At 44.9% G+C, this 20,302-nt stretch carries 14 protein-coding genes; 7 read left to right on the forward strand and 7 right to left on the reverse strand.

Translation table 11 applies throughout. From position 1 onward, the window contains the following. Nucleotide 1 precedes the first annotated feature (1 nt). The 5 genes from JWG44_RS16025 to JWG44_RS16045 form a co-directional block, all read right to left on the reverse strand. On the reverse strand, nt 2-5,674 hold the full coding sequence (locus JWG44_RS16025; protein WP_232371689.1) for an alpha-2-macroglobulin family protein: 5,673 nt from the start codon (nt 5,672-5,674) through the stop codon (nt 2-4). Nucleotides 5,675-5,748: 74 nt separating this feature from the next. Further along, nucleotides 5,749-7,083: a TldD/PmbA family protein gene (locus JWG44_RS16030; RefSeq protein ID WP_205276012.1), complete on the reverse strand. Its 1,335-nt coding sequence runs from the start codon at nt 7,081-7,083 to the stop codon at nt 5,749-5,751. After that, nucleotides 7,083-8,465, reverse strand: a complete 1,383-nt coding sequence (locus JWG44_RS16035) for a TldD/PmbA family protein (protein WP_205276013.1) — start codon at nt 8,463-8,465, stop codon at nt 7,083-7,085. Before JWG44_RS16035 ends, JWG44_RS16030 begins: the two co-directional genes overlap by 1 nt. A 48-nt stretch (nt 8,466-8,513) precedes the next feature. After that, entirely contained in the window at nt 8,514-8,891 is a 378-nt protein-coding gene (locus JWG44_RS16040) for an LIC11742 family lipoprotein (protein WP_205276014.1), read from the reverse strand. Nucleotides 8,892-8,922: 31 nt separating this feature from the next. Continuing rightward, nucleotides 8,923-9,312: an HIT family hydrolase gene (locus tag JWG44_RS16045; protein WP_205276015.1), complete on the reverse strand. Its 390-nt coding sequence runs from the start codon at nt 9,310-9,312 to the stop codon at nt 8,923-8,925. 192 nt (nt 9,313-9,504) lie between these two features. Between JWG44_RS16045 and JWG44_RS16050 the strand changes: the two genes are divergently transcribed. The 5 genes from JWG44_RS16050 (at nt 9,505) to JWG44_RS16070 (ending at nt 15,430) form a co-directional block, all read left to right on the forward strand. Then, nucleotides 9,505-10,329, forward strand: coding sequence for a hypothetical protein (locus JWG44_RS16050; RefSeq protein WP_205276016.1), 825 nt, complete (start codon nt 9,505-9,507; stop codon nt 10,327-10,329). 220 nt (nt 10,330-10,549) lie between these two features. Further along, the gene (gene recA, locus JWG44_RS16055; protein ID WP_069607265.1) at nt 10,550-11,650 is read left to right on the forward strand and encodes a recombinase RecA; all 1,101 of its coding nucleotides are present in this window, start codon (nt 10,550-10,552) and stop codon (nt 11,648-11,650) included. Nucleotides 11,651-11,841: 191 nt separating this feature from the next. Further along, nucleotides 11,842-12,858, forward strand: a complete 1,017-nt coding sequence (gene argC, locus JWG44_RS16060; RefSeq protein ID WP_205276017.1) for an N-acetyl-gamma-glutamyl-phosphate reductase — start codon at nt 11,842-11,844, stop codon at nt 12,856-12,858. A 6-nt stretch (nt 12,859-12,864) separates the two neighbouring features. Beyond that, a complete protein-coding gene (locus tag JWG44_RS16065) occupies nt 12,865-14,802 on the forward strand; it encodes an AMP-binding protein (protein ID WP_205276018.1) in 1,938 nt (645 codons plus the stop codon). Continuing rightward, entirely contained in the window at nt 14,792-15,430 is a 639-nt protein-coding gene (locus JWG44_RS16070; RefSeq protein ID WP_205276019.1) for a nucleoside phosphorylase-I family protein, read from the forward strand. Before JWG44_RS16065 ends, JWG44_RS16070 begins: the two co-directional genes overlap by 11 nt. Here JWG44_RS16070 and JWG44_RS16075 read toward each other — a convergent pair. Continuing rightward, a complete protein-coding gene (locus tag JWG44_RS16075) occupies nt 15,413-17,185 on the reverse strand; it encodes a patatin-like phospholipase family protein (RefSeq protein WP_205276020.1) in 1,773 nt (590 codons plus the stop codon). The two genes, JWG44_RS16070 and JWG44_RS16075, sit on opposite strands and share 18 nt — an antisense overlap. A gap of 128 nt (nt 17,186-17,313) precedes the next feature. Here JWG44_RS16075 and JWG44_RS16080 point away from each other — a divergent pair, with 128 nt between their 5' ends. Both JWG44_RS16080 and JWG44_RS16085 read left to right on the forward strand, forming a co-directional pair. Further along, nucleotides 17,314-17,916: a DUF4254 domain-containing protein gene (locus tag JWG44_RS16080; protein ID WP_205276021.1), complete on the forward strand. Its 603-nt coding sequence runs from the start codon at nt 17,314-17,316 to the stop codon at nt 17,914-17,916. Next, the gene (locus JWG44_RS16085) at nt 17,913-18,974 is read left to right on the forward strand and encodes a glycosyltransferase family 9 protein (protein ID WP_205276022.1); all 1,062 of its coding nucleotides are present in this window, start codon (nt 17,913-17,915) and stop codon (nt 18,972-18,974) included. Before JWG44_RS16080 ends, JWG44_RS16085 begins: the two co-directional genes overlap by 4 nt. Here the strand turns inward: JWG44_RS16085 and JWG44_RS16090 are convergent. Continuing rightward, complete coding sequence (locus JWG44_RS16090) at nt 18,966-20,276, reverse strand: glycosyltransferase (RefSeq protein WP_205276023.1); 1,311 nt, start codon at nt 20,274-20,276, stop codon at nt 18,966-18,968. The two genes, JWG44_RS16085 and JWG44_RS16090, sit on opposite strands and share 9 nt — an antisense overlap. Between the last annotated feature and the right edge of the window lie 26 nt (nt 20,277-20,302).

The following is a 20,302-nucleotide window of genomic DNA, read 5'->3' on the forward strand; positions in this document are numbered from 1 at the left end:
TTTAGTCCTTGTTTACGGTCTGATCCGCGTTTGGCACTTCCGCGAACTGATCCGGAAGATACATCGCTTCTACGCGGGTCGACGGGAGTACGAATTTTCCGGATTGATTGATGCGATAGACGTATTCCAGAGTGACACTTCCGGCCGGCAGATACTCGAAATACGCGGTATAACCTTCCCACTTTCTTTCCACAAACGTAGGAGACGACCACCAGTCTCCGTCCGTTGCGAGTTCGCTTCCCGATCTGGAATCATTTCCTAAACCGGAACCGAGGATGTTCGCCCCCGCCGGAATCGGATCCCGGATCGCCACCCAAGAAAGAGTCGATTCTGTTTGAATTTTCAAACGAACCCTGACCAGATCCCCTTCTTTAAAAGAGGATTTTTTACTTCCGGATTCGTCCAAAATTTCCTTATCCAATCTCATTCCACTTTCCAATTTTTCTTTGAGAGGAAGTGCGGCCTTTGTATGAATCACCGCGTACGGTTTCCCGTTTCCGTTTTGTACAAACTCAAGATTTTGAGTTGTCTTCGGCATCGGCAGCGATAACGCGGAAGGATCTTTTTTATTCTTCCATTCCAAAGTGTTGGATTGATTCTCCAATGTGACGGTTGTGGTTCCGTCTACGGAATCCCTCTCGAATTGTTTGGAGAAATTTTGAAACGCAAGAATTCCTAACGCGTTTGCGGTTGTGATATCCCAGCTTCCTTTCTTTTGTCTTGTGATCGCGCCACGAATCATCCGAGGAAGATCTTCTTTCCAATTCGGATCTTTGACCACCGAAAGAATCGTCCTCATCACGGTGGAATCGTTGGAAGAAAGAAGCCACCAAAGGCCCGATTCATCCACGAAGTTATAAGAGGTTCCTTGGATCCGAAATCTGGATTTTAAAAGAATGTCTAACGTTGGAACCTGATTCTTAAACGAATTGGATCGGGAATAGATATTTCTCAAACTGATCAGGATATCCGAAGGAAGAATTTTCGGATCGGTCTGGATCGCACGGATGCTCTCGTCGCTGAGATTGCTAAAACGAGAGATCGCGTCCAATACGATGATTTTTTTGAGTCTTGTATCCGTATTGGAAATATAACTGTTCCTAAAAATCAAATCCTTACTGTATCGGTTGAGAGCTTCGATCAGTGTTTCTCTGATCGCATCCGGAATTTTGTATCCGGATTCGGATGAAAGAATCAAAAGATAGGCCGTCAAAATTTCGCTTCCATACAAGGAGGAAGGAAAAAATTTCAGAAGCCCGTCTCCGTCCATATACGAATTGAGCTGATCCATGATCTGATCCCAATCCTTCTGAGATCCGGCCGCAATCGACTTGGAAAGTTTTTGTTCCAGACAAGAATACGGATAACGACTCATCGTTTCCTTCGCGGAAAAAATCGCACCGCCCGTGAGGGAAGATTTCAAACTGATTTCCAATTCTCCGCTTCCCGCTATCGCTTCCTGATTCTCTTGGATCGGAACGTTTAACTTTCCGTCTTCTATCTGAACAAAAGTGGACTGTAAAACCCGAACCGGTACTGACTCCCCTATTTTTTGCCGAAACCGAACCGTATCGGCAAACGTTCCTCCGTTTTCTTTTGTAAGAAACTCATAGACGATCTCCTTTTTTTTTGTCGGAATTTCAAGATCCCACGGAACTACAATCGATTCTCCCGCAGAAATTTTGACGTTCTTCATCTCGAGTCCGAGATCCGGAGACGTTTTTGGAGTGATACTCAGATCCATCAAACGATCCGTCGTGTTTTTGATCGTAAGACCGCTTTGAACACGATCCTTCTCCCTTGCAAACGGAGCGATCGAAGGATAAACAAGGAGATCCCTCGTGGTCTGAATCTGAGTCGATGCAGAACCGAACTTATCTTTTCCCGAATGAACGATGGCGACGATCTTAAACGAAGTCAAAGAATCGTTGAGAGGAACTTCGACTTCCAGTTTTCCGTTTTCGTCGGGCTTAAGATCGGCTTTCCAATAAAGAAGTGTATCAAAGAGTTCTCTTGTGGTCGCTCCACCGCCGCCTCCACCCGGAGGAAGACTTTTTAAACCGAAATGCCTTCTTCCGATGACTTGGAGTTGAGCCGTGGAAGTTTCCACCGAGTTTCCTCTTTCTTTCATCATCGCTCGAAGCAAATCCCAAGTATCGTTGGCCTTGAGTTCCAAAAGTCCCTGGTCAACGGCGGCTAACGTGATTCTTGCATCTTTTTTTACTTGGGAGGAAGGATGTTCGATCTGAATCTTGACCTTTGCCTTTTGTCTGGTTCCGTAAACCGTTTTATCGGTTTCCACACGAACCGGAACCTCGAACGGTTTCCATCCGACTCGGATCTGCGCGAGTCCCAGACGAAAGGAAGGTCTTGCTAAATCGACAAGGGCCGTTTCTTTCGGATTCTCCACACGTCCTCGGACGGCAAGAACCGAAACGAATACGTTCGGCGCGTATGAATTCTCCACCGGAATTTCGAGAACGGGTTCCTTACCGCTTAAAACTTTTGTAAAGGATGTAAGAATCCCTTCTCTTTCCACGGTCACAAGCGCGGTCGCTTCTCGAAAAGGCATTCGAACTTGAAAGCGAGCTTTCTCGCCGGCCTGGTATTCTTTCTTTTCCGGAAGAAGATCCATACGATCGTGATCGCTGGCCGCAAACCAAAGATCCTCTTTCCCGGTAATCCAAACCGAAGAATTCGCTTTTACTTCTTCTCCGGAAAGAGAAGCCTCAAAGAAAATCTCTCCCGTTTCTTTGACCGAACCGTTGCAAAACAAAAATCCTTTACCATTTGTTTTCCCCGAACAGAACTCTCCGATTTCTTTGATCTCGTATTTGTGATCATAACTGTAGAATCCTCCTACAAGCCTCTTTCGGTTGGAATAGTATTTTTTTGTGAACGCGCGAACGGAGACTTTCTTTCCTTCGACCGGCGTCCCTTTGAGATCAAGGACGGCCACTTTAAACTTCACCGAATCTTGCACAGCCGCCCAACCCTCGGGAGCGATCCCCACGTGAAACTCGGAAGGATAGATCGGAAAGGAACGGAACGCGCTCTGGATCTCGCCGTTCGGATCCCTGTATTCCAATTCGGCCTCGAGTCTTTGAGGAGAATCGGATTCAGGAATCGACTTCACGGTTGTATCAAAAAATCCTTTTGGATCCAAGGTCAGCTGTGTTTTTGTAAAACCTGCGTTTTGTGTTTCACCTTCTTCCTCGGACGCTTTCGCCACCTTACCGTTGCTAAACGAAAATTCGGAATAATCCGAAAAATAAACCCCGCCACCAGGAAGAACTCGGGTTCGTAATAACACCGGAATTTTACCGGCTCCACCACCCGAAAGATAACGGACGTTGCCCGAAATTCCTATTTTGGAAGGAGCGATATTCGAACCGCTCGTCTGAAAGTCCGCCTTCATCAAAGGAACTCTAAATTCTTCCACACGAAATTCTCCGATCGAAATCTGGCTTTCGTGATTTTTTCCGCCGAATTCGTTTAACAAAACTCGGTAGACTCCAAGATTGGCCTCTTTCGGAATCTTAAATTGAACGGAACTCGTTCCTTCCGGATTCCACTTTAGAGAAAGAGAATATTCTTTTTCGGTTCCGGAATGAATGATTTTGGCGGAACTCGGATATTCGCTCGCGCCCGGAATTTCAAATCCGCTGGATTTTTTGGCTCTGGAAACGATCTTCATCGAAACGGTTTCGCCTGCACGAAAAAGAGTTCTATCCATCACCGGATGAAAGTGAACGTTACTCGATCCGTAATCTCCGGGAAGATTGAATCTCCAGTTTTCGATTCCGTTCTGCCAACGGGAATGGCTAAACGTAAAATCGTCTTCGTGCGCCGCGGTCAAAAAAAGGCCGTTTTCATACGGTTTCCAAGAACAATACGGAACGGAACTTCTCGTAGGAAGTCCTTTGATGATCAAGGTTCCGGAAGAACTGGTTTTACCCGAAAAAACCTTTTCATTCTTACAATTGAAAATTTGTACGTCCGCGTTCGAAACGGGTTTTGCGTCGTTGAGTTTTGTCACCCAAACAAGAGAAGATTCCCTTCCCCATTTGAAGTGAATCGAAAGATTGGTGACAAGCGCTCCGGTGCGAACATAAAACGGTTGATTCTTTCCTAATAAAGAATTTCCTAATACGTCCGATTTCATTTCCACGACGTGAAACCCCGGCGCTTTGAGAGGAATTCCGACCACTTCAAAACGGCGGACTCCCTGTTTGGATTGGAGTTTGATTTCGTTGGTTCCGGGTGGGAGCTGATTTCGACTCGGATCAAAGATCGAATCCTTGTGATCTAAGGATTCTAAAATTTTTAAATATTTTATGATTTCGGAAACCTGACCGACCCCGAGGATCACTTCCTTTCCGGTAAACTGTTTTGGAGGGGTTTGATTTTTTTCGTCCTTTCCGGTAGCCCAATTGAGAATTTCTTTTCCTTTCTCTTTTAACTTATCAAATTGCTGTTGGACCACTTCCTGAGTGTCGGGACTCGTTTTGACTTGATAAAGTCGGACCGGATTCTCAGCTTCTAAATTTCGAATCGTAACGGGCAAGACCGCTTCCGGGTAACGTTCCAAAATTCCGAATCGCGCCGCAAACTTTAAGAGCGGCGGATAATCGTCCGTCGAAACCGTCAGAGGAAAGGAGGATTGATTGGCAAGACTTCTTCCCGCGTCGTCCTTGATTCCGGAGGGAAGAAGAATCTGAAACTTGGACTTCGGTGAAAGTGGCGTGGGGAAACTCACCCCGTAATCGTAATTACCTCCTTCGGAAGAAACTTTCGCGGGAATCAATTTTCCGTCTGCGGTCTGCAGTTGAATCTTTCGCAAAAGTTCCACGGATACGGGAGCGCTAAAATTTACGGTAAGTGGTAAGGAAGGAATACAAGCGGCCTTTGCATTGACACGATCGCAGTTAAATTCCGCCAAAAAAGCTTTGCGAACCGTAAAGTCTATCTTTCTCGTGGAACTTCTCGCCACTCCGGTCTTGGATTTGAGTCCTTGTTCTAAAACGATCTGAATTTTTTTTCCGCTGGGAAACTTTTGATCGGCCTTGATCAAAATGGTTCTTTCGTCTTTGCCTTCTCTGTAATTGGCTTTGAGAAGTTCCTTTTCCAAGGAACCTGTCACTCTGCTAAATCCGATCTTGTCCCGGATTCCTTCGGTTACGAAGTAAAGATGATCGCTCGCGGAGGAAAGATCGACTTCCGAATCCAGATCCAAAATAAAAATCTGATCCTCGTCGATAATCCCGCCTTCATACGGAGCGGAAGAATCGAGTTCGGGTCCGCCCGTATGAAATGAAAACTTTTCCCCTTCGGTTAAGGAAGTTCCGGCGATGGATTTTATCTTTTTGGTTTCAAAGCTGCATTCCACTCCGCCGGGAAGCGGCGATTGAAATTCCAATACCCAATTCTTATCGTCCACCCAGCGTTCGCTTCCAGATACGGGACAACGGATTGCAAAAGGGTTCAAAGAGAATTTCGGATTTCCGAGAGGAATCATCGATTCCGAAAAACGAGCGCGGATCTGGGAAGGTTTTTTGACTTCACCCGTAGGTGTGAATTCGATTCGAACCTGCGCGCTCAGACCGGTCGCAAAAAATAAGAGAATGAGGAAATAAGTTTTAGATAGGAATTTGGGAACTGCAAAGGAACTCAAGGTTTTCTCCCGAATCGATGTTTGTTTCGGAAAGAAAACCTCGGAGTAAAAAGATCTGCAAGCGAAAACTCGGATTAACCGGCGATGCTCGCTTCCCGAATTAATATATCAGGAATCTTTATCGAAGAATAGGAATCGTTGTACTCGTTTGAAATTCCTTCAATAGAGAAAAGAAGATCAAAAAAATTCAGATTCATTGTTATCAGATCTACCGGATGAACCGGCTTTCCGTTTTTATAATAGAAGCCTTGGACTCCGATCGAAATTTCTCCGGAAACGGCGCTACAACCCGAACCGCCTTCCAGTTTTAAAACGTAGATACATTCCGGATAACGGGAAAGCAATTCCTCAAGAGATTCTTTTCCTTTGGGAACCACGTAGTTGGTAAACGAAGTCCCCACTCGTCCGCCGTAAGAACGAACTGCGTTTCCCGTGGAAGCCACTCCCGCTTTTTTTGCGGATTCTAAGTTATAAAGATACGTCTGCAAAATTCCGTTTTCGATGATCGCTTTTTTGCGGGTCAAAACCCCTTCCGCATCCAGAAGACGAGAACCGGGATAGTCCACGATATGAGGATCACAAAAGACGTTCCAAATCGGAGAAGCGACCGGAGATCCGACCTTTCCTTCCAAACGAGAAAGACCTTTTTGAACGCTGTCCGCGGAAAAAGGAGAAGAGAACATTCCGAAAATTTGGGGACTGACCCGATTGGAAAGAACGATCGGATAATTTCCGCTTTTTACCGGTTCCGCTCCCAAAAGAGAAAGAGAACGTTCGGTCGCGGTGGTTACGATCCTCTCGGGTTGAATTTGATCCACGTCGAGTCCGGATTTCGTATAACCGCCCATCTTTTTGGATTTTCCATCGGTTGCGACTAACGCAACTCCCGCGGAGACCAGATTCGATTTTTCGCTGTGAAAGAGTCCTTTCGAATTTGCTAATATAAATCGATTCCAGGTTTTTCCGGCATAAGAATACGGAACGTTTTCGATTCGTTCGTCCGCCGTCCAGGCGAGCTCGTCCAACTTTTCTCCGGTGGATTTCAACCATTCAAAACCGAGAGACTCCAAAGATTCTTCGTAGGAACGGATCGGAATGTCAGGAAGTTCCGATTGTCCGGGAAGATCGATGTCCAAAGGATCCGAAATTTTTGCCTGAGCGATCGCGTCTTCCACCATCTGAGACAAGGCTTCTTCGGAAAGTTTTTCGCTGTAGGAGTAACCGGGTTTTCCGTCTTGAATCAGACGGATTCCGATTCCTCTCGAGTTGGAAAGTTCGGTGTTGCTCACTCGTTTTTTAAAAAGTTCGATTCCCACGTCCTTGGATTCGGAACCTACGAGATCGTATTGATCCAGACCTTTCTGTTTACAGACGCCTAACACGTATTCAACGGATTGATCCAAGTCCATCATCGACCTCCCACAAGAATTTCGTCCACTTTGAGAGTCGGTTGACCGACCGTAACCGGAACCGAACCGGATGCGGCTCCGCACATTCCCGCGGCGAGTTCCAAGTCGTTTCCTACCATGCTGATTTTGGGAAGAATTTCATCGCCCTTTCCGATCAGAGTTGCGCCTCTCACCGGTTCCGCGACTTTGCCGTTTCGGATAACGTATCCCTCTTCCACTGAAAAATTAAATTCCCCAGTGGAGGGGTTTACGGAACCGCCGCCCATCTTTTTGGCGAAAAGTCCGTATTCTACTCCAGCGAGCATGTCCTCAAAGGAATCGTTCCCGGCGGCGATATAAGTATTTCTCATTCTAGATACGGGCGCATACATATAACTTTCTCTGCGTCCGCTTCCCGTTCTTGCGACCCCGACTTCCTCGGCGCCGATTCGATCGGAAAGATAATTTTTGAGAATTCCATTCTCGATGAGAACGGTTTTCTGAGGAGTCATTCCTTCGTCGTCGACGCTGATACTTCCCCAAGAATCGGGAATCGTTCCGTCATCGATTGCGGTCAGACAAGCCTTTGCAATCGGTTGTCCCAACTTGTCCACAAAGGGAGAAGACTTTTTACGGATGGCTTCGGTTTCCAGAGGATGTCCACAGGCTTCGTGAAAGATCACTCCTCCGAATCCGTTTCCCATCACGACCGGCATTTTTTTTCCTTCGATATAACCGGCGGATAACATCATCAGAGCTCTTTCGGCGGCTGTTTTGGAAAGTTGTTCGATCGGAAGGTTTGTAAAAAATTCAAAACCCTTTCTTGCGCCCGGATTTTCCGAAGCCACAAATCGTTCCCCCTCTTTTTCGGCGGCCACGTTGATGCTGAATCTGCTTCTCACGCGTAAATCTTCTAAAGCCAATCCTTCCGAGTTGTAAATTCCAATCTTCGAAACGGAATCGGATGCAGAGGCGCTGACTTGAACGATATTCGTAGAAGTAGCTCTTGCGGTTTGATCGGCTCTATAAAGAATTTCTAATTTTTGATCCGGTGAAATTTTTCTCGGATCTGTGATCTGCGCGGGAAAGGAAGGAGTTTTTAGATCTCCACGAAAGACAAGGGCCTGTCCTTTTCCTTTCGCGGCTCCTCTGGAATCGGCGAGAAGATCGATGAGAGAAATCAGATGTTCCGCATCTTCGTTGTTTGTATGTGCGTAGAGAACGTCGGTTCCGTAAATCAGACGGATTCCGATTCCGTAGTCGATCCCGGCAAAACTCTGTTCGATCTTACGATCTCTCAGACTGACCGAGGAGGATCTGGTTTCTTCTTCAAAAATTTCGACGAAATCTGCTTTTCTGGAGAGGCCTGCTTCCAGAATCAGGTGGGCTTTGTTTGTCTGCATTCTATCCTGTTAGACTCCGGTTTGCCCCGGAGTCTTTTCAATTTCTACTCAAGGTTTTTTGATTTTTTCTCTGTATTTGATGGCGTGTGCGGTCGCCTTCCATTGGATTCGATTCCAGATCACGAGAAGAATGCTGGTTTCCCTCACTTCAAAACGATAGTTGATGATCTCGTCGCCGCCCATCGCCTTGGACTTGTCCAACAATTCCTGATAACCGGTTTCTCCGGTGACCCAGAGCATGACCCAGGAAGTATAAACTCCCTCGGTTTCCACGGTTCCGAGAATCTGAAAATCCTCCGAATTGATCAGATACTGTGTATAGTTGGTTCCCAATCCCGGAACTCGGATGTCGCGGTAAATACAACCGCTCAGTAAGAATGAAATCATTCCTAAAAGCAGAATGTTTTTTAGTTTCAAAACTCTCATATCCTTTCCTCCAAATTCTAATACAATTACTTTATAAATTTTGAATATAACCCTGTCCTGGGAGTTTTCCCTGAAGAGCCAGACGAATGTAATCCACACCTTTTAGATCGTCCGTATAACGCGGAATCAGATGGAAGTGCATATGAGGCGCCATTTCCGAAACCGTAACCGTATAAATTTTAACCGGAGAATGATTTTGATAGATCCATTTTGTAGCAAACTCTAAAGCCTTTCCGAAATCGGAAAAAGCTCCGCTGTTCCATTCTTGATAGGAAGTCCAGTGAGAAGCGGGTTCGATATAAAGATATCCTCTGAGCCCTTTTTCTTCTTCGGAATGACGAACTGAAAATTCTCCAAAACGAGCGAGAATTTCCGGTTTTTCATCGGACTGATACACTTGGCAAATCGGACAATCGATCATCTTTTAAAACCTAAATTCGAATTCTATGAGTATCCCAAAGAATCGCGTCTTGTATAGGAGAAAATCATCTTTTGAAGAATTTGAAAAAATGATTTCTCTCCTCGGAATTCTTCTTTCCAGATCGGAAATCCCGTAAAGGATGAAAATCCTATCCATTGGATCCAATCTCCGTAGACAAAAAAAGGATTCCCCATGAAACGTTTTTCTATTCTTTCTATACTTTTTCTCCTCTGGAGTCAGACATCCTACGCGGAAACTCCGAGTTTTTCGGAGAGATTGGACTCTCTCAAACGGTTCTTAGGGGATCCTGCGACGGTGGAAAAGTCTTGGCTCGTCGAATCGATTCCCGTCTGGAAAAAAGCCGAAGAATCCAGGCTCGAACTCTACTTAAAAAAAGTTCTCTCACCTAAACTCGAAGGAAAGAATTTTCCGTCAAAAACGGTTCTTCTTTTGGAATTGAAAAAAATTCCAAATCTCGGGGGTTTGAGAATTCGAAACCAAAAATCGGAACTCTTTCATATCGTGACATTCGGAAACGAGTTTCCCAACTTTTCTCAAATTCAAACCTTTCCCGTCGGTTCGTACTACGTGGATTTTTATCTTGGAAGACAAGGGGGAATCCCTTCGGTAGAATTTCCAAAAACGGGTCTCAGTTCTGCATTTTATTATTTTTCGGAAGACGAAAGTCTTCTTTATTCTCAAGAAACAAACGAGTGGAAAATTGCGGATTCTCAATCCATCGGAGAATTGAATTCTTACTTTCAATCCAAAAGTTCCCACTGTCAAGGTTGTGATCGGCTTCGGCTTATGGATGGAACGTTATTCTTCTTTCCAAGTCAAAACGCGATCTCGTTTTGGACGCGTTTTGGTTTGGGAACGTTTCTCGTTTTGAGCGCGTTTATTCTTACGTTTTTCTTTTTTAGAAATTTTCTGGTTCGAAACCGAGAAACACTTCGAAAAGCGATACAAGCCCAGAAGACTCTGGACCAAGAAAAAAAATCGATTCTTTCGAAATAGCCTTCAAAAATTTGCTATACAAATACTTACATATATTTTAGATTTGCACTCAGAAAACCGGGTGACATAAACCCAAGTTTTTGAAAAATCTTATCAGAACCGGCATTTTTTAACCCGGATGATTCTTTTTTGTCCGGTATAGGATTTATACTCAAAAAAGTGAACCGCTTCTGCATCGCAGAGCCACTGCCTGGAACCGTAAAAACGGAGGCAGAAAAACATGGGAGAAGGTATTATGAAGAAGACAAAAGAAGAACCACAGAGTGTTGACGATTCCAAAAAGTTAGCCATTGAACAGGCAATGAGCCAGATTGAAAAACAATTTGGAAAGGGCGCGATTATGAAATTGGGATCGGACGCCGCGAGACAGACGGTCCAGGTGATTCCTACCGGATCTCTAGATCTGGATATCGCTCTTGGAATCGGCGGATATCCGATCGGAAGAATTGTGGAGATTTATGGCCCGGAATCTTCCGGGAAAACCACTCTGACCCTTTCTGCGATTGCCGAAGCGCAAAAGAGAGGCGGAGTTGCGGCGTTTATCGACGCAGAACACGCGCTGGATCCTTCTTACGCGAAGAAGTTGGGCGTCAACATAGACGAACTTCTGGTTTCTCAACCCGACAACGGAGAGGAAGCGCTGGAAATCTGTGAATCCCTGGTTCGAAGCAACGCGATCGATTTGATCGTAATCGACTCTGTGGCGGCTCTGGTTCCAAAAGCGGAGATCGAAGGAGATATGGGAGATTCCCACATGGGATTGCAGGCCCGTCTGATGTCTCAAGCCCTTCGGAAACTGACAGGCACGATCTCGAAATCCAAAACCGTGGTGATCTTTATCAACCAAATCCGAATGAAAATCGGCGTTATGTTTGGATCGCCCGAAACGACCACAGGCGGAAACGCTCTCAAGTTCTATTGTTCCGTCCGTCTGGATATCCGTAAAATCGAAACGATCAAGGAAAAAGAAGAATCGATCGGAAACCGGGTCCGTGTCAAAGTTGTCAAAAACAAGTGTGCTCCGCCATTCAAACAGGCTGAATTTGACATAATTTTCAACGCGGGAATCAGCCGAGAAGGTTCTCTGGTTGACCTCGGAGTAAAACATGATATTATCAATAAGGCAGGAGCTTGGTATTCCTATAACACGGAAAAAATCGGGCAGGGAAAAGATGCGGCAAAAGAGTATCTGAGATCCAATCCTGAAACCGCATTCACGATCGAGAATATGGTTCGAGATCTGAACAGCCTTCCCCTCTTAGCGCAGGATAAAAAACCTCGCAAAGAAAAAGAGGAAAAATTGGAAGAGGCTGCGGGTTAAACACTGGCTTTCTTTTTAGGAACCCTTGACCGCCGGATGAGAAATCGTCCGGCGTTTTTTTTAGTTACAGAAGAGTCCTCCCATTAAATTCTTTCCCTTAGCGAATCAGGAAACGGGCCGAGAAAGAAAACGGTTCTTACAACGATTTACTTTCTTCAGCGCGAAGATAGACGAAACAAGACAAGGGAATTATGGCAGAAATCAGTATTTTAGGAGCGGGCGGTTTTACCGGTAAGGAACTTCTTTCTCTTCTTTCGCACCAATCGGAACACGAAGTCGTTCATATCACAAGCGACAAACTCGCCGGAAAAACTCTATCCGAAGTTTTTCCAGAAATTCCTTTTCCAAAAAATCTTACCTTTCACAAACACGAAGACGCAGTTCCCAGAAAATCCTTAGTCGTATTAGCGGTTCCCAACGAAGTTTCGATCGAATCGGCCCCGAAGTTTTTAGACGCTGGTCATAAAGTAATCGATCTTTCCGGAGTTTACAGACTTCACAATCAAGAAATATTAGAAAAATCTTATAAACTCAAACACACAAAATTCTCCTATGTGGATAAGGCCGTTTTTGGAATTCCTGAAATTTTCAGAGAAAAAATCGCGGGCGCCGACTTTGTTTCCAATCCCGGCTGTTTTTCCACTTCGGTGATTCTTCCGGTATTTTTGTTAAACGAACTCAGAAAAAACCTTAAACCCAGAATTGTCGCCGATTCCAAGTCCGGAGTTTCGGGAGCGGGTGGAAGGACCGAAGACGCTGGTTTTTCCTACACGGGGGTCTATGAAAATTTTCGGGCTTATAAGATTCTCACTCACCAACACGAACCCGAAATCCAGGAATATATCTTTGCAAACTCGGGGCTCAAAGAGCCGGAAGTTTTGTTTGTTCCCCATCTTTTACCCGTTTTCCGAGGAATTCTTTCCACGATCTTTTTGGAATTGGAGAAGGAACCCGCGTTAGATCCGATGCAAGTCCTTTTGAATTCTTCCAAAAACGAACCTTTTGTGAGGATTTTAAAAACTCCGGAAGAAGTCGAACTTCGGAAAGTGCAAAATACAAACTTCCTGGATATCTCCATCCGAAGAAGAGGAAACACGTTAGTCGTCGTTTCCGCTTTGGACAATCTTGTCAAAGGTGCGGCCGGACAAGCCCTTCAAAACATCAATTTGATGACCGGAATCAAAGAAACCGTCGGGCTTCTACCCTAACCTTCCATGGAAAAAACGAGCCTTTACCATTTAGTCCGAGACGTCGCCTCCGTTTATGCAGATCGACCTATGTATTGGATCCGAGAAGAAGCCGGTGACTTTCGTGGAATCTCCTACAAAGACTGGTATGAGAACCTACTCAATCTTTCCTCCTTTTTGATCGAACTCGGTTTACAAAAAGGCAACACCGCAGGACTGATCTGCGATAACCGGTATGAATGGTCCCTCTGTTCTCTTTCCTTGGTGACGATCGGTTGTGTGGACGTACCCAGGGGTTGTGACGCGACTCTGGACGATTTGAAATACATCCTGGGTCACAGCGAAGCTAAAATTCTATTCTTAGAAAACGAAAAGGTTTTGAAAAAACTTTTAGAAGATAAGTCCAGCTTTGCAAACGTAAAGACCATTCTTCTCATCGATCCTCCATCCAAGTGGAAAGATTTAGAAAGCGCTCGCAATCATCTGAGCGGAGTAAAATTTTTCTTCTTAGAAGAAGCGCTCTTAGACGGCGAAAAGATTCGGATGAAAAAGGGAGACAAAACCTATCATCAAAGAGGCGAAGTTTTAGGCGGAAAAGATCTCGCGACCATCATCTATACATCCGGAACTACGGGCGCGCCAAAAGGTGTTATGCTCAATCATAGAAGTTTTACTTGGGGAATCCACCAACTCCAAGAATTTGTTCCCGGGTCTTACCAAGACAGAACGATCGTCTTTCTTCCGCCTTGGCATATAGCCGAACGTCTTTTGGAAACCACCCTGATCTCTTGGGGGGCATCGATGGCATGTTCTTCGGTTCCTACGATTCCGGCCGATATGCAAAAAGTAAAACCGACGGTGCTTGTTTCAGTTCCCCGACTCTGGGAAGGTCTTTACAAACGAATTCACGACACGGTTCGCAAAAGCCCCCCTTTTCGACAAAACCTATTTCATTTTGCCGTTAAAATCGCGGCCATTACTACAAGTCTGCAAGACACCATCCGGGATTCTTACACGTCTACCGAAGTGGAAAATCCGAACCAAAAGGTCTTGGATCGTTTTGTAGCGAGTCTTCTGCTTTTATCGATGTATCCTCTGAAAGTTATTTCCTATAAGATTCTTCAAAAGGTCCGCGATCTTTTCGGCGGACAAATGCGCTTCGCACTTTGTGGAGCGGGAGCCATGCCCTATCACATTCAATTTTTCTTTCGTAGTGCGGGGATCCCTATCATCGAAACCTACGGTATGACTGAGACAACGGGAATCGGAGCCATCGGAGAATTTCCGCTTCCTAAAAACGGAGCAATCGGCGCTCCGTTACCCGGAACGGCGATCAAACTTGTAGGAGAGAACGGAAAGATCGTCACCGAACCGGGTGCTAAAGGAGTGGCCTGGCACAAGGGTCCGCACGTAACTTCCGGTTACTACAAAGAACCCGAAAAGTCCGCCAAAGCGTTGCAAGACGGTTGGTTGGATTCCGGCGATATTCTGACTTGGACACAAACCGGAGAATTAAAATTCGCGGGACGAGCCAAGGATACGATCGTTCTTTCGGGCGGTGAAAACTTAGAACCCGCGCCGATCGAAGCCAAACTTACCGAATCCGAATTTATCAACCAGGTCATCGTCGTCGGTCAGGATCGCAAAAATCTCGGAGTTTTGATCGTTCCTTTTTATGATCGAGTCGTTGAAGAATTCAAATCGCAAGGAAAATCGATTCCCAAAGATCCGAACGAATGGAATTCTCATAAGGATATCCTTCATTTTTTTAAGAATATCGTAAAAGAAAAAATTTCCAGTCGTGCGGGATTTAAGTCTTTTGAAAAGATCGCTCACGTCCACATTCTACCAAAAGAATTTGAAAAAGGAAAAGAGATGACCGAGACGATGAAACTCAAACGAAACGTCGTCTTTGAACTTTACGAAAACGTAATTCATTCTCTCTATACAAACGATGAAGATTGACCCTGCCTCAACTCTTCTCTGCTCCGCGATTCCGGAAGAACTGGACCGGTTTCAAGATTCCGGAAAATGGAACACATTTCTTTGCGGAATCGGGAACTTAGAAGCGGCTCTGAATCTTCAAAAACTCCTGCTTCAAAAACGAAACAAAGGCCTGACTCTTCCTTCTCAGATCGTTTTTATAGGTTCTGCGGGAGTTTATCCTTGGCTACATCCTAGTTTTTGGAAGGAACGTTTCGGATATTCGTTTGAATTTCAAAATCAGGAAATTGCAAAGATCGAAAAACGAATTCGTATCCCGGAAATCGTTCCGGATTCTTTCGAGTTTACAAGTCCATTTCAATTTTCAGCCGTGGAAGAAATCCTAGTCTCCAAAACGAACGGAACAGGATCCGTAACGATCGAAACCGTCTCCGGCAAAAGTCTGGAATTCTTGAGAATAAACGATCTCGGTCTTGAAAATATGGAATGTTTCGGACTCGCCCGAGTCTGCGAAGAATTTCAAATTTCTTTCTGCGCCTTCTTTGCCCTCACGAATACCGTCGGACCAAGCGGAAGCGCAGAATGGAAACAGAACTACAGAAAAGAATCGACTCGTCTTCAGGAGTTTCTTCTATCCTTTCTTCTTTGAAAATTTTTTTCCGGGATTAAAAAGATCGTGGATATCTTCGAGATGTTTTTCGGCTTCTTCTTCACCCCTCCGTATGATTTCCCGAAATCTTCCAAAATCAAAAAACGAATATTCTTCGATATGAAGATTGATAAAAAGATCCATTTTATCCTTTCGTAATCTTGTGATTTCTCTTCCTTCCAATGTGATCGCGCGCCCCATAATTTTTAAAATCGGAGGGTATTTGAGATCTTCCCAAAGATTTTTAAAGAACGATTTCCCGGTTATCTTTCTGTCTTCCAACAATCGTACGATCGCCTCGTCCCGTAAGGGAGAAACGTTCGCGGAAAGAATGATGTCCGCGCCCTTTTGTCGGATTAAATTTTCGGGAACGTTGTTGATCACTCCCCCGTCCACAAGAAGATGATCTCCGTGAAATACGGGAGGAAACATTCCCGGCAAACTCATCGCCGCCGCTAAGGCTTCCCAGACCGGACCTCTATCCATCACGTATTCCTCTCCGCTGTGAAGGTCCACCGCGGAAGTCACGAACGGAATCTTAAGATCCTCGATCAGCGCGGAACCGAAAGCGTCCTTCAACATTCGATTCATTTTTTTCCCTTTAAAAAAGGAAACAAGAGGAACGGTCGGATCAAAGGGTTTGTCCAATCCGCCGAAAAACTTATAAATCATCTTATGAATCGTATCCGTATTTTCTCCCCTTGCATAAAGCGCGGCGATCACCGCGCCAAAGGAAGCCCCGGAAACAAAGTCGATCTTTATATTCTCTCTTTCTAATACTCTCAAGAGGCCAACGTGGGCCAACGCTCTGGCTCCGCCTCCGCCTAACGCAAGACCTCTGGTTCTGGAGACCAAATATCTGCCGAAGGTTTCTTCCTTATGAAAGATTTTCTGGTGTTTGACGCTGTCTTCGGGATGGATTGAATTCGAAGAATCGATATAACGGATCGTTCTTCCGGCAAAGTTTCGGATTCGAGAACGAAAATAGGTTAGAATTTCGGTTTTTTTCTTTTGGTTCCGTTCCGGATTGTCTTCCCAGAAAACGATCTGGTCCGATTGAAGAAGGAGTTTGTCCAACTCGGGTTTAAGTCCCGCACGCTGAAAGAAAAGATGAATCACTGGATATTGATTTCGTAAGATCGATAATTTTCGAATGGCTTCCTGCGAACTTACCTTTTCAAAGGATTCCATCGGGACCAAGGTCATCTTTCCTTCGTGAGAATACCCGCTGATCTTTACGATCGCGTCGAGTTTCTCCTTATAACCTTGGATCTCCTCCAATGGTACGTGACAGATCATTCTTCTTGGTACCGAAGTCAACTTGTCGTCGGGTTCGAGATGTTCTCGAAAACGGTTGCTCATCAGACGGATCAAATTTCCCGAAAGGATCGGTTCCTTTTCGGCGAGTTTGAGAAAAAAATGTCCGTCTAACACATACAAAAGCGAATCCATAACTGCGATCGCAGAACCGCCGTGTTGGGTTCGTGTCATCAGACTATTCTCCGCAAAAAAATCACCCTCTCCAAGATATTTTACCGCCTTTCCCGATTCCCCAAAAGTGAGCATCACCTCTCCGTGGCGAACTATAAAAAGTTTATCCGAAATATCGCCTCGAAAGTAAATAACGTCGTGGTTATAAACGTTTCGTTCCTCTATATTCTGATAGATCCGAGTGAGAACGGACGGAGATAATTTTTGGAATAGAGATATGCCGGAAAGAAATTTCAAAATTTCTGGATGTATTTTTCGTGCCATAAGACGCAGGTGACTCTATTGGAATTGGACGAGAATGTAAAGGATTTCTCAATGCTCCGCGGCTTGAATCGGCTTTCTTTCGATGCTTTTCTCTTGATTTTCTGGGTTACCGCACAAAGTTATACACAATGACCTTGAAAGCGAACTCAGTTGTATCCGTTTTTCGTCAATCCGTTGTAGACTGGCATAAAAAAGAAGCCGCGTCCCCCAATCCCTTTCCCGCAGACAGTATAGAATCCATTCTTTATAGCAAAAATCAAATCGATACCATCCAGTGGCATGTCGAAGACGAGATCCGCAGACCGGACCTTCCGGATAAGGACTTGGTAGGTTTTAAAAGACAGATCGATAAACTCAACCAGGAGCGCACCGATCTCGTTGAAATTTTAGACGATCGAATTTCCTCCGAATTCAAGTCAGTTCCGAAAAAACCGGGAGCGAGAATGAACTCCGAAACCCCGGCATGGCTCATCGATCGGATGAGCATTCTCGAACTCAAAATCTATCACATGGAAGAACAAACTCAGAGAAAGGACGTGGACGAAATTCATATCCAAAACTGCAAACGGAAACTCGAAGTTTTACTCGAACAAAGAATCGATCTTTCCACTTGTCTCGACGAACTTCTGGAAGATTTAAAAAACGGCGACAAGTTCTATAAGGTCTACAGGCAGATGAAGATGTACAACGATCAAAACCTGAACCCTTCCTTGTATTCCAAAAAATCATGAACTTATTAGTCATGCGTTTTTCCGCCATGGGAGACGTGGCTCTTATGGCCCCGGCGATCATCGCGATTGCGGCCAAATATACCAACATACAACTTACGATCGTTACACGAGGAAACTACGCTCCCTTCTTTTACAATATCCCGAATGTGAACGTCGTGGGTTTTAATCTCAAACGTTACCGCGGCATTCAAGGTTTGTATCGTCTTTTCAAAGAGATCAACAAACTCGGTCCTTACGAAAAAGTAATCGATCTTCATTCTTCCGTACGCTCCCGATTGATTAGCCTTCTTTTCCTGATTCGGGGGATCGGAGTTTTCCGGATCGTAAAGGGAAGAAAAGAAAAACTCAGACAAATTCGTCAGAAAAAAAAGATTCTCACTCCGTTGCCGCACACGGTGGAACGTTATTTAAAGGTTTTTGAAAAAGCGGGTTACCCAGCGACGGTTCGAAAAGGCCCGTGGATCAATGTGGATCCTGAATCCAAAATTTTCGCAAAAGAATTTTTTGAATCTCAAAACGTAAAAAAGAAAGAAGGGCTTTGGATCGGCTTCGCGCCGTTTGCCGGTCATGAACTCAAAGAATGGCCGAGAGAAAAGAGCCAAGTTCTTCTCAAACTTCTTCTGGAGGAATTTCCGGGGGTGAAAATTTTCCTTTTCGGATCTAGAGACGAATCCAAAATTTTAGAAGAATGGGCAAAAGGAAGCGAAGAATCTCTGAAGATCGTCTCCGGCGGTAAACTCGGGATTCGCGGCGAACTCGGAATCATGGAAAAGATGGATATCATGATCGGAATGGATTCTTCCAACGTCCATATCGCAGCCCTTTTAAAACGTCCCGTCGTAGGAATCTACGGAACGACACATCCCTATTCCGGATTTGCGCCGTTCGGCCAGGAAGATTCAGGAGTATTACAAATCGATAATCTACCTTGCCGACCTTGCAGTATCTACGGAAACACAACCTGCTTTCGAAAAGACTTCGCATGTATGGAATGGATTCAACCCGAAGACGTGATCAAACGAATTCGAGTCGTTTACAACATCAATACCCTATTCTAAAAAACGTAAAAACTGATCCAGAGGATCGGGAAGAGAGAATAACATGTTGATCAGAGTGTTTCTTTTCTTTTTGTTTTTTACGCTTGCAATGGTCTTATAAACCTCTTCCATCTTATCGACACAAGCCGTCATCTCGTGACCTTTCGAGATCTTAATGGATTCTTCCGAAAAACGTTCATACAACGCAGGATCCTTTAGAATCGCAACGGCTTTTTCCGCGATTCCCTTTACGTCGAATGGTTTTGCGATATATCCGTTCCCTCCGTCGTGAATCAATTCGGGGATCGCAAACGAATCCACACCGACCGCGGGAAGTCCGCAAGCAACGGATTCTAAGATTACAAGTCCTTGGGTTTCCATCGTAGAAGCGGTCAGAAACAAATCGTATTTCGGATATTCTTCGGGAAGTTCCTCACGTTTGATAAACCCGGTAAACGTGATCGCATTTTCCAAACCTAAATTCTGCGCCTGCACCTTTAACGAAGGAAGAGCCGGTCCGTCGCCGATGATCGTAAGCGTAGAATCCGGAATCTCGTCGTGGATCAATTTAAACGCATTGAGAATCACGTCGCAGTTCTTTTCATACGAGATTCTTCCGACGTGAAGTAATTTCGGCGCGGTAGGTAGTTTTTTGATAGTTCCTTTGAAACTCGTGAGATCCAGTCCGTTGGAGATCACGGCGATTTTGGTCTTGAGTCCGAATTCCCTCAGTTGTTTTTCTATGAGATGCGAAGGTGAAATGATAAGGTCGCAGCGTTCGTAGATATTGTTTGAAATTTTTAGAATGATTTTTTTACGGATGTTGAACTTATCAAACTTCTCGATTTTACTCAAGTCTTTGATCTTGAGTTTTTTTTCGGATTTGCTCGCCCTCAAAAAAAGTTTATCCAACTTTAGAAGTCTGTAAAAAGAAAGATACATGTCTTGTTCGGACATAAGGGTATGATAGGTTCCGATCGTAGGAATTCCGTATTTTTCGGTCGCATTGATTCCGTAAAGACCGAGCAAACCGGGAGTGTGGATGTGAACGAGATCCGGTTCGAATTCTTTGATGATTCTTTTGATCTTACTCGGAGACGGAAGTACCACTTTGATATCGGGGTAACTCGGAAGATAACCGCTTCTAAATCTTTCGATCCGAATCGAGTCTCCGATACGATCAAAATCCCCTTCTCCGTAACGAGGACAACAGATCATAAAAGTATGTCCCCGTTTTGCCAGAAGCTCCGCAAAGTTTTTCATAGAAATAGCGACGCCGTCCACTTTTGGCAGAAAGGTATCGGAAAAATAAAGAATTCTCATCAAAGATCTCCTAAAATCACGGACTC

The sequence above is a fragment of the Leptospira ainazelensis genome, from assembly GCF_016918785.1.
GTDB lineage: Bacteria > Spirochaetota > Leptospiria > Leptospirales > Leptospiraceae > Leptospira > Leptospira ainazelensis.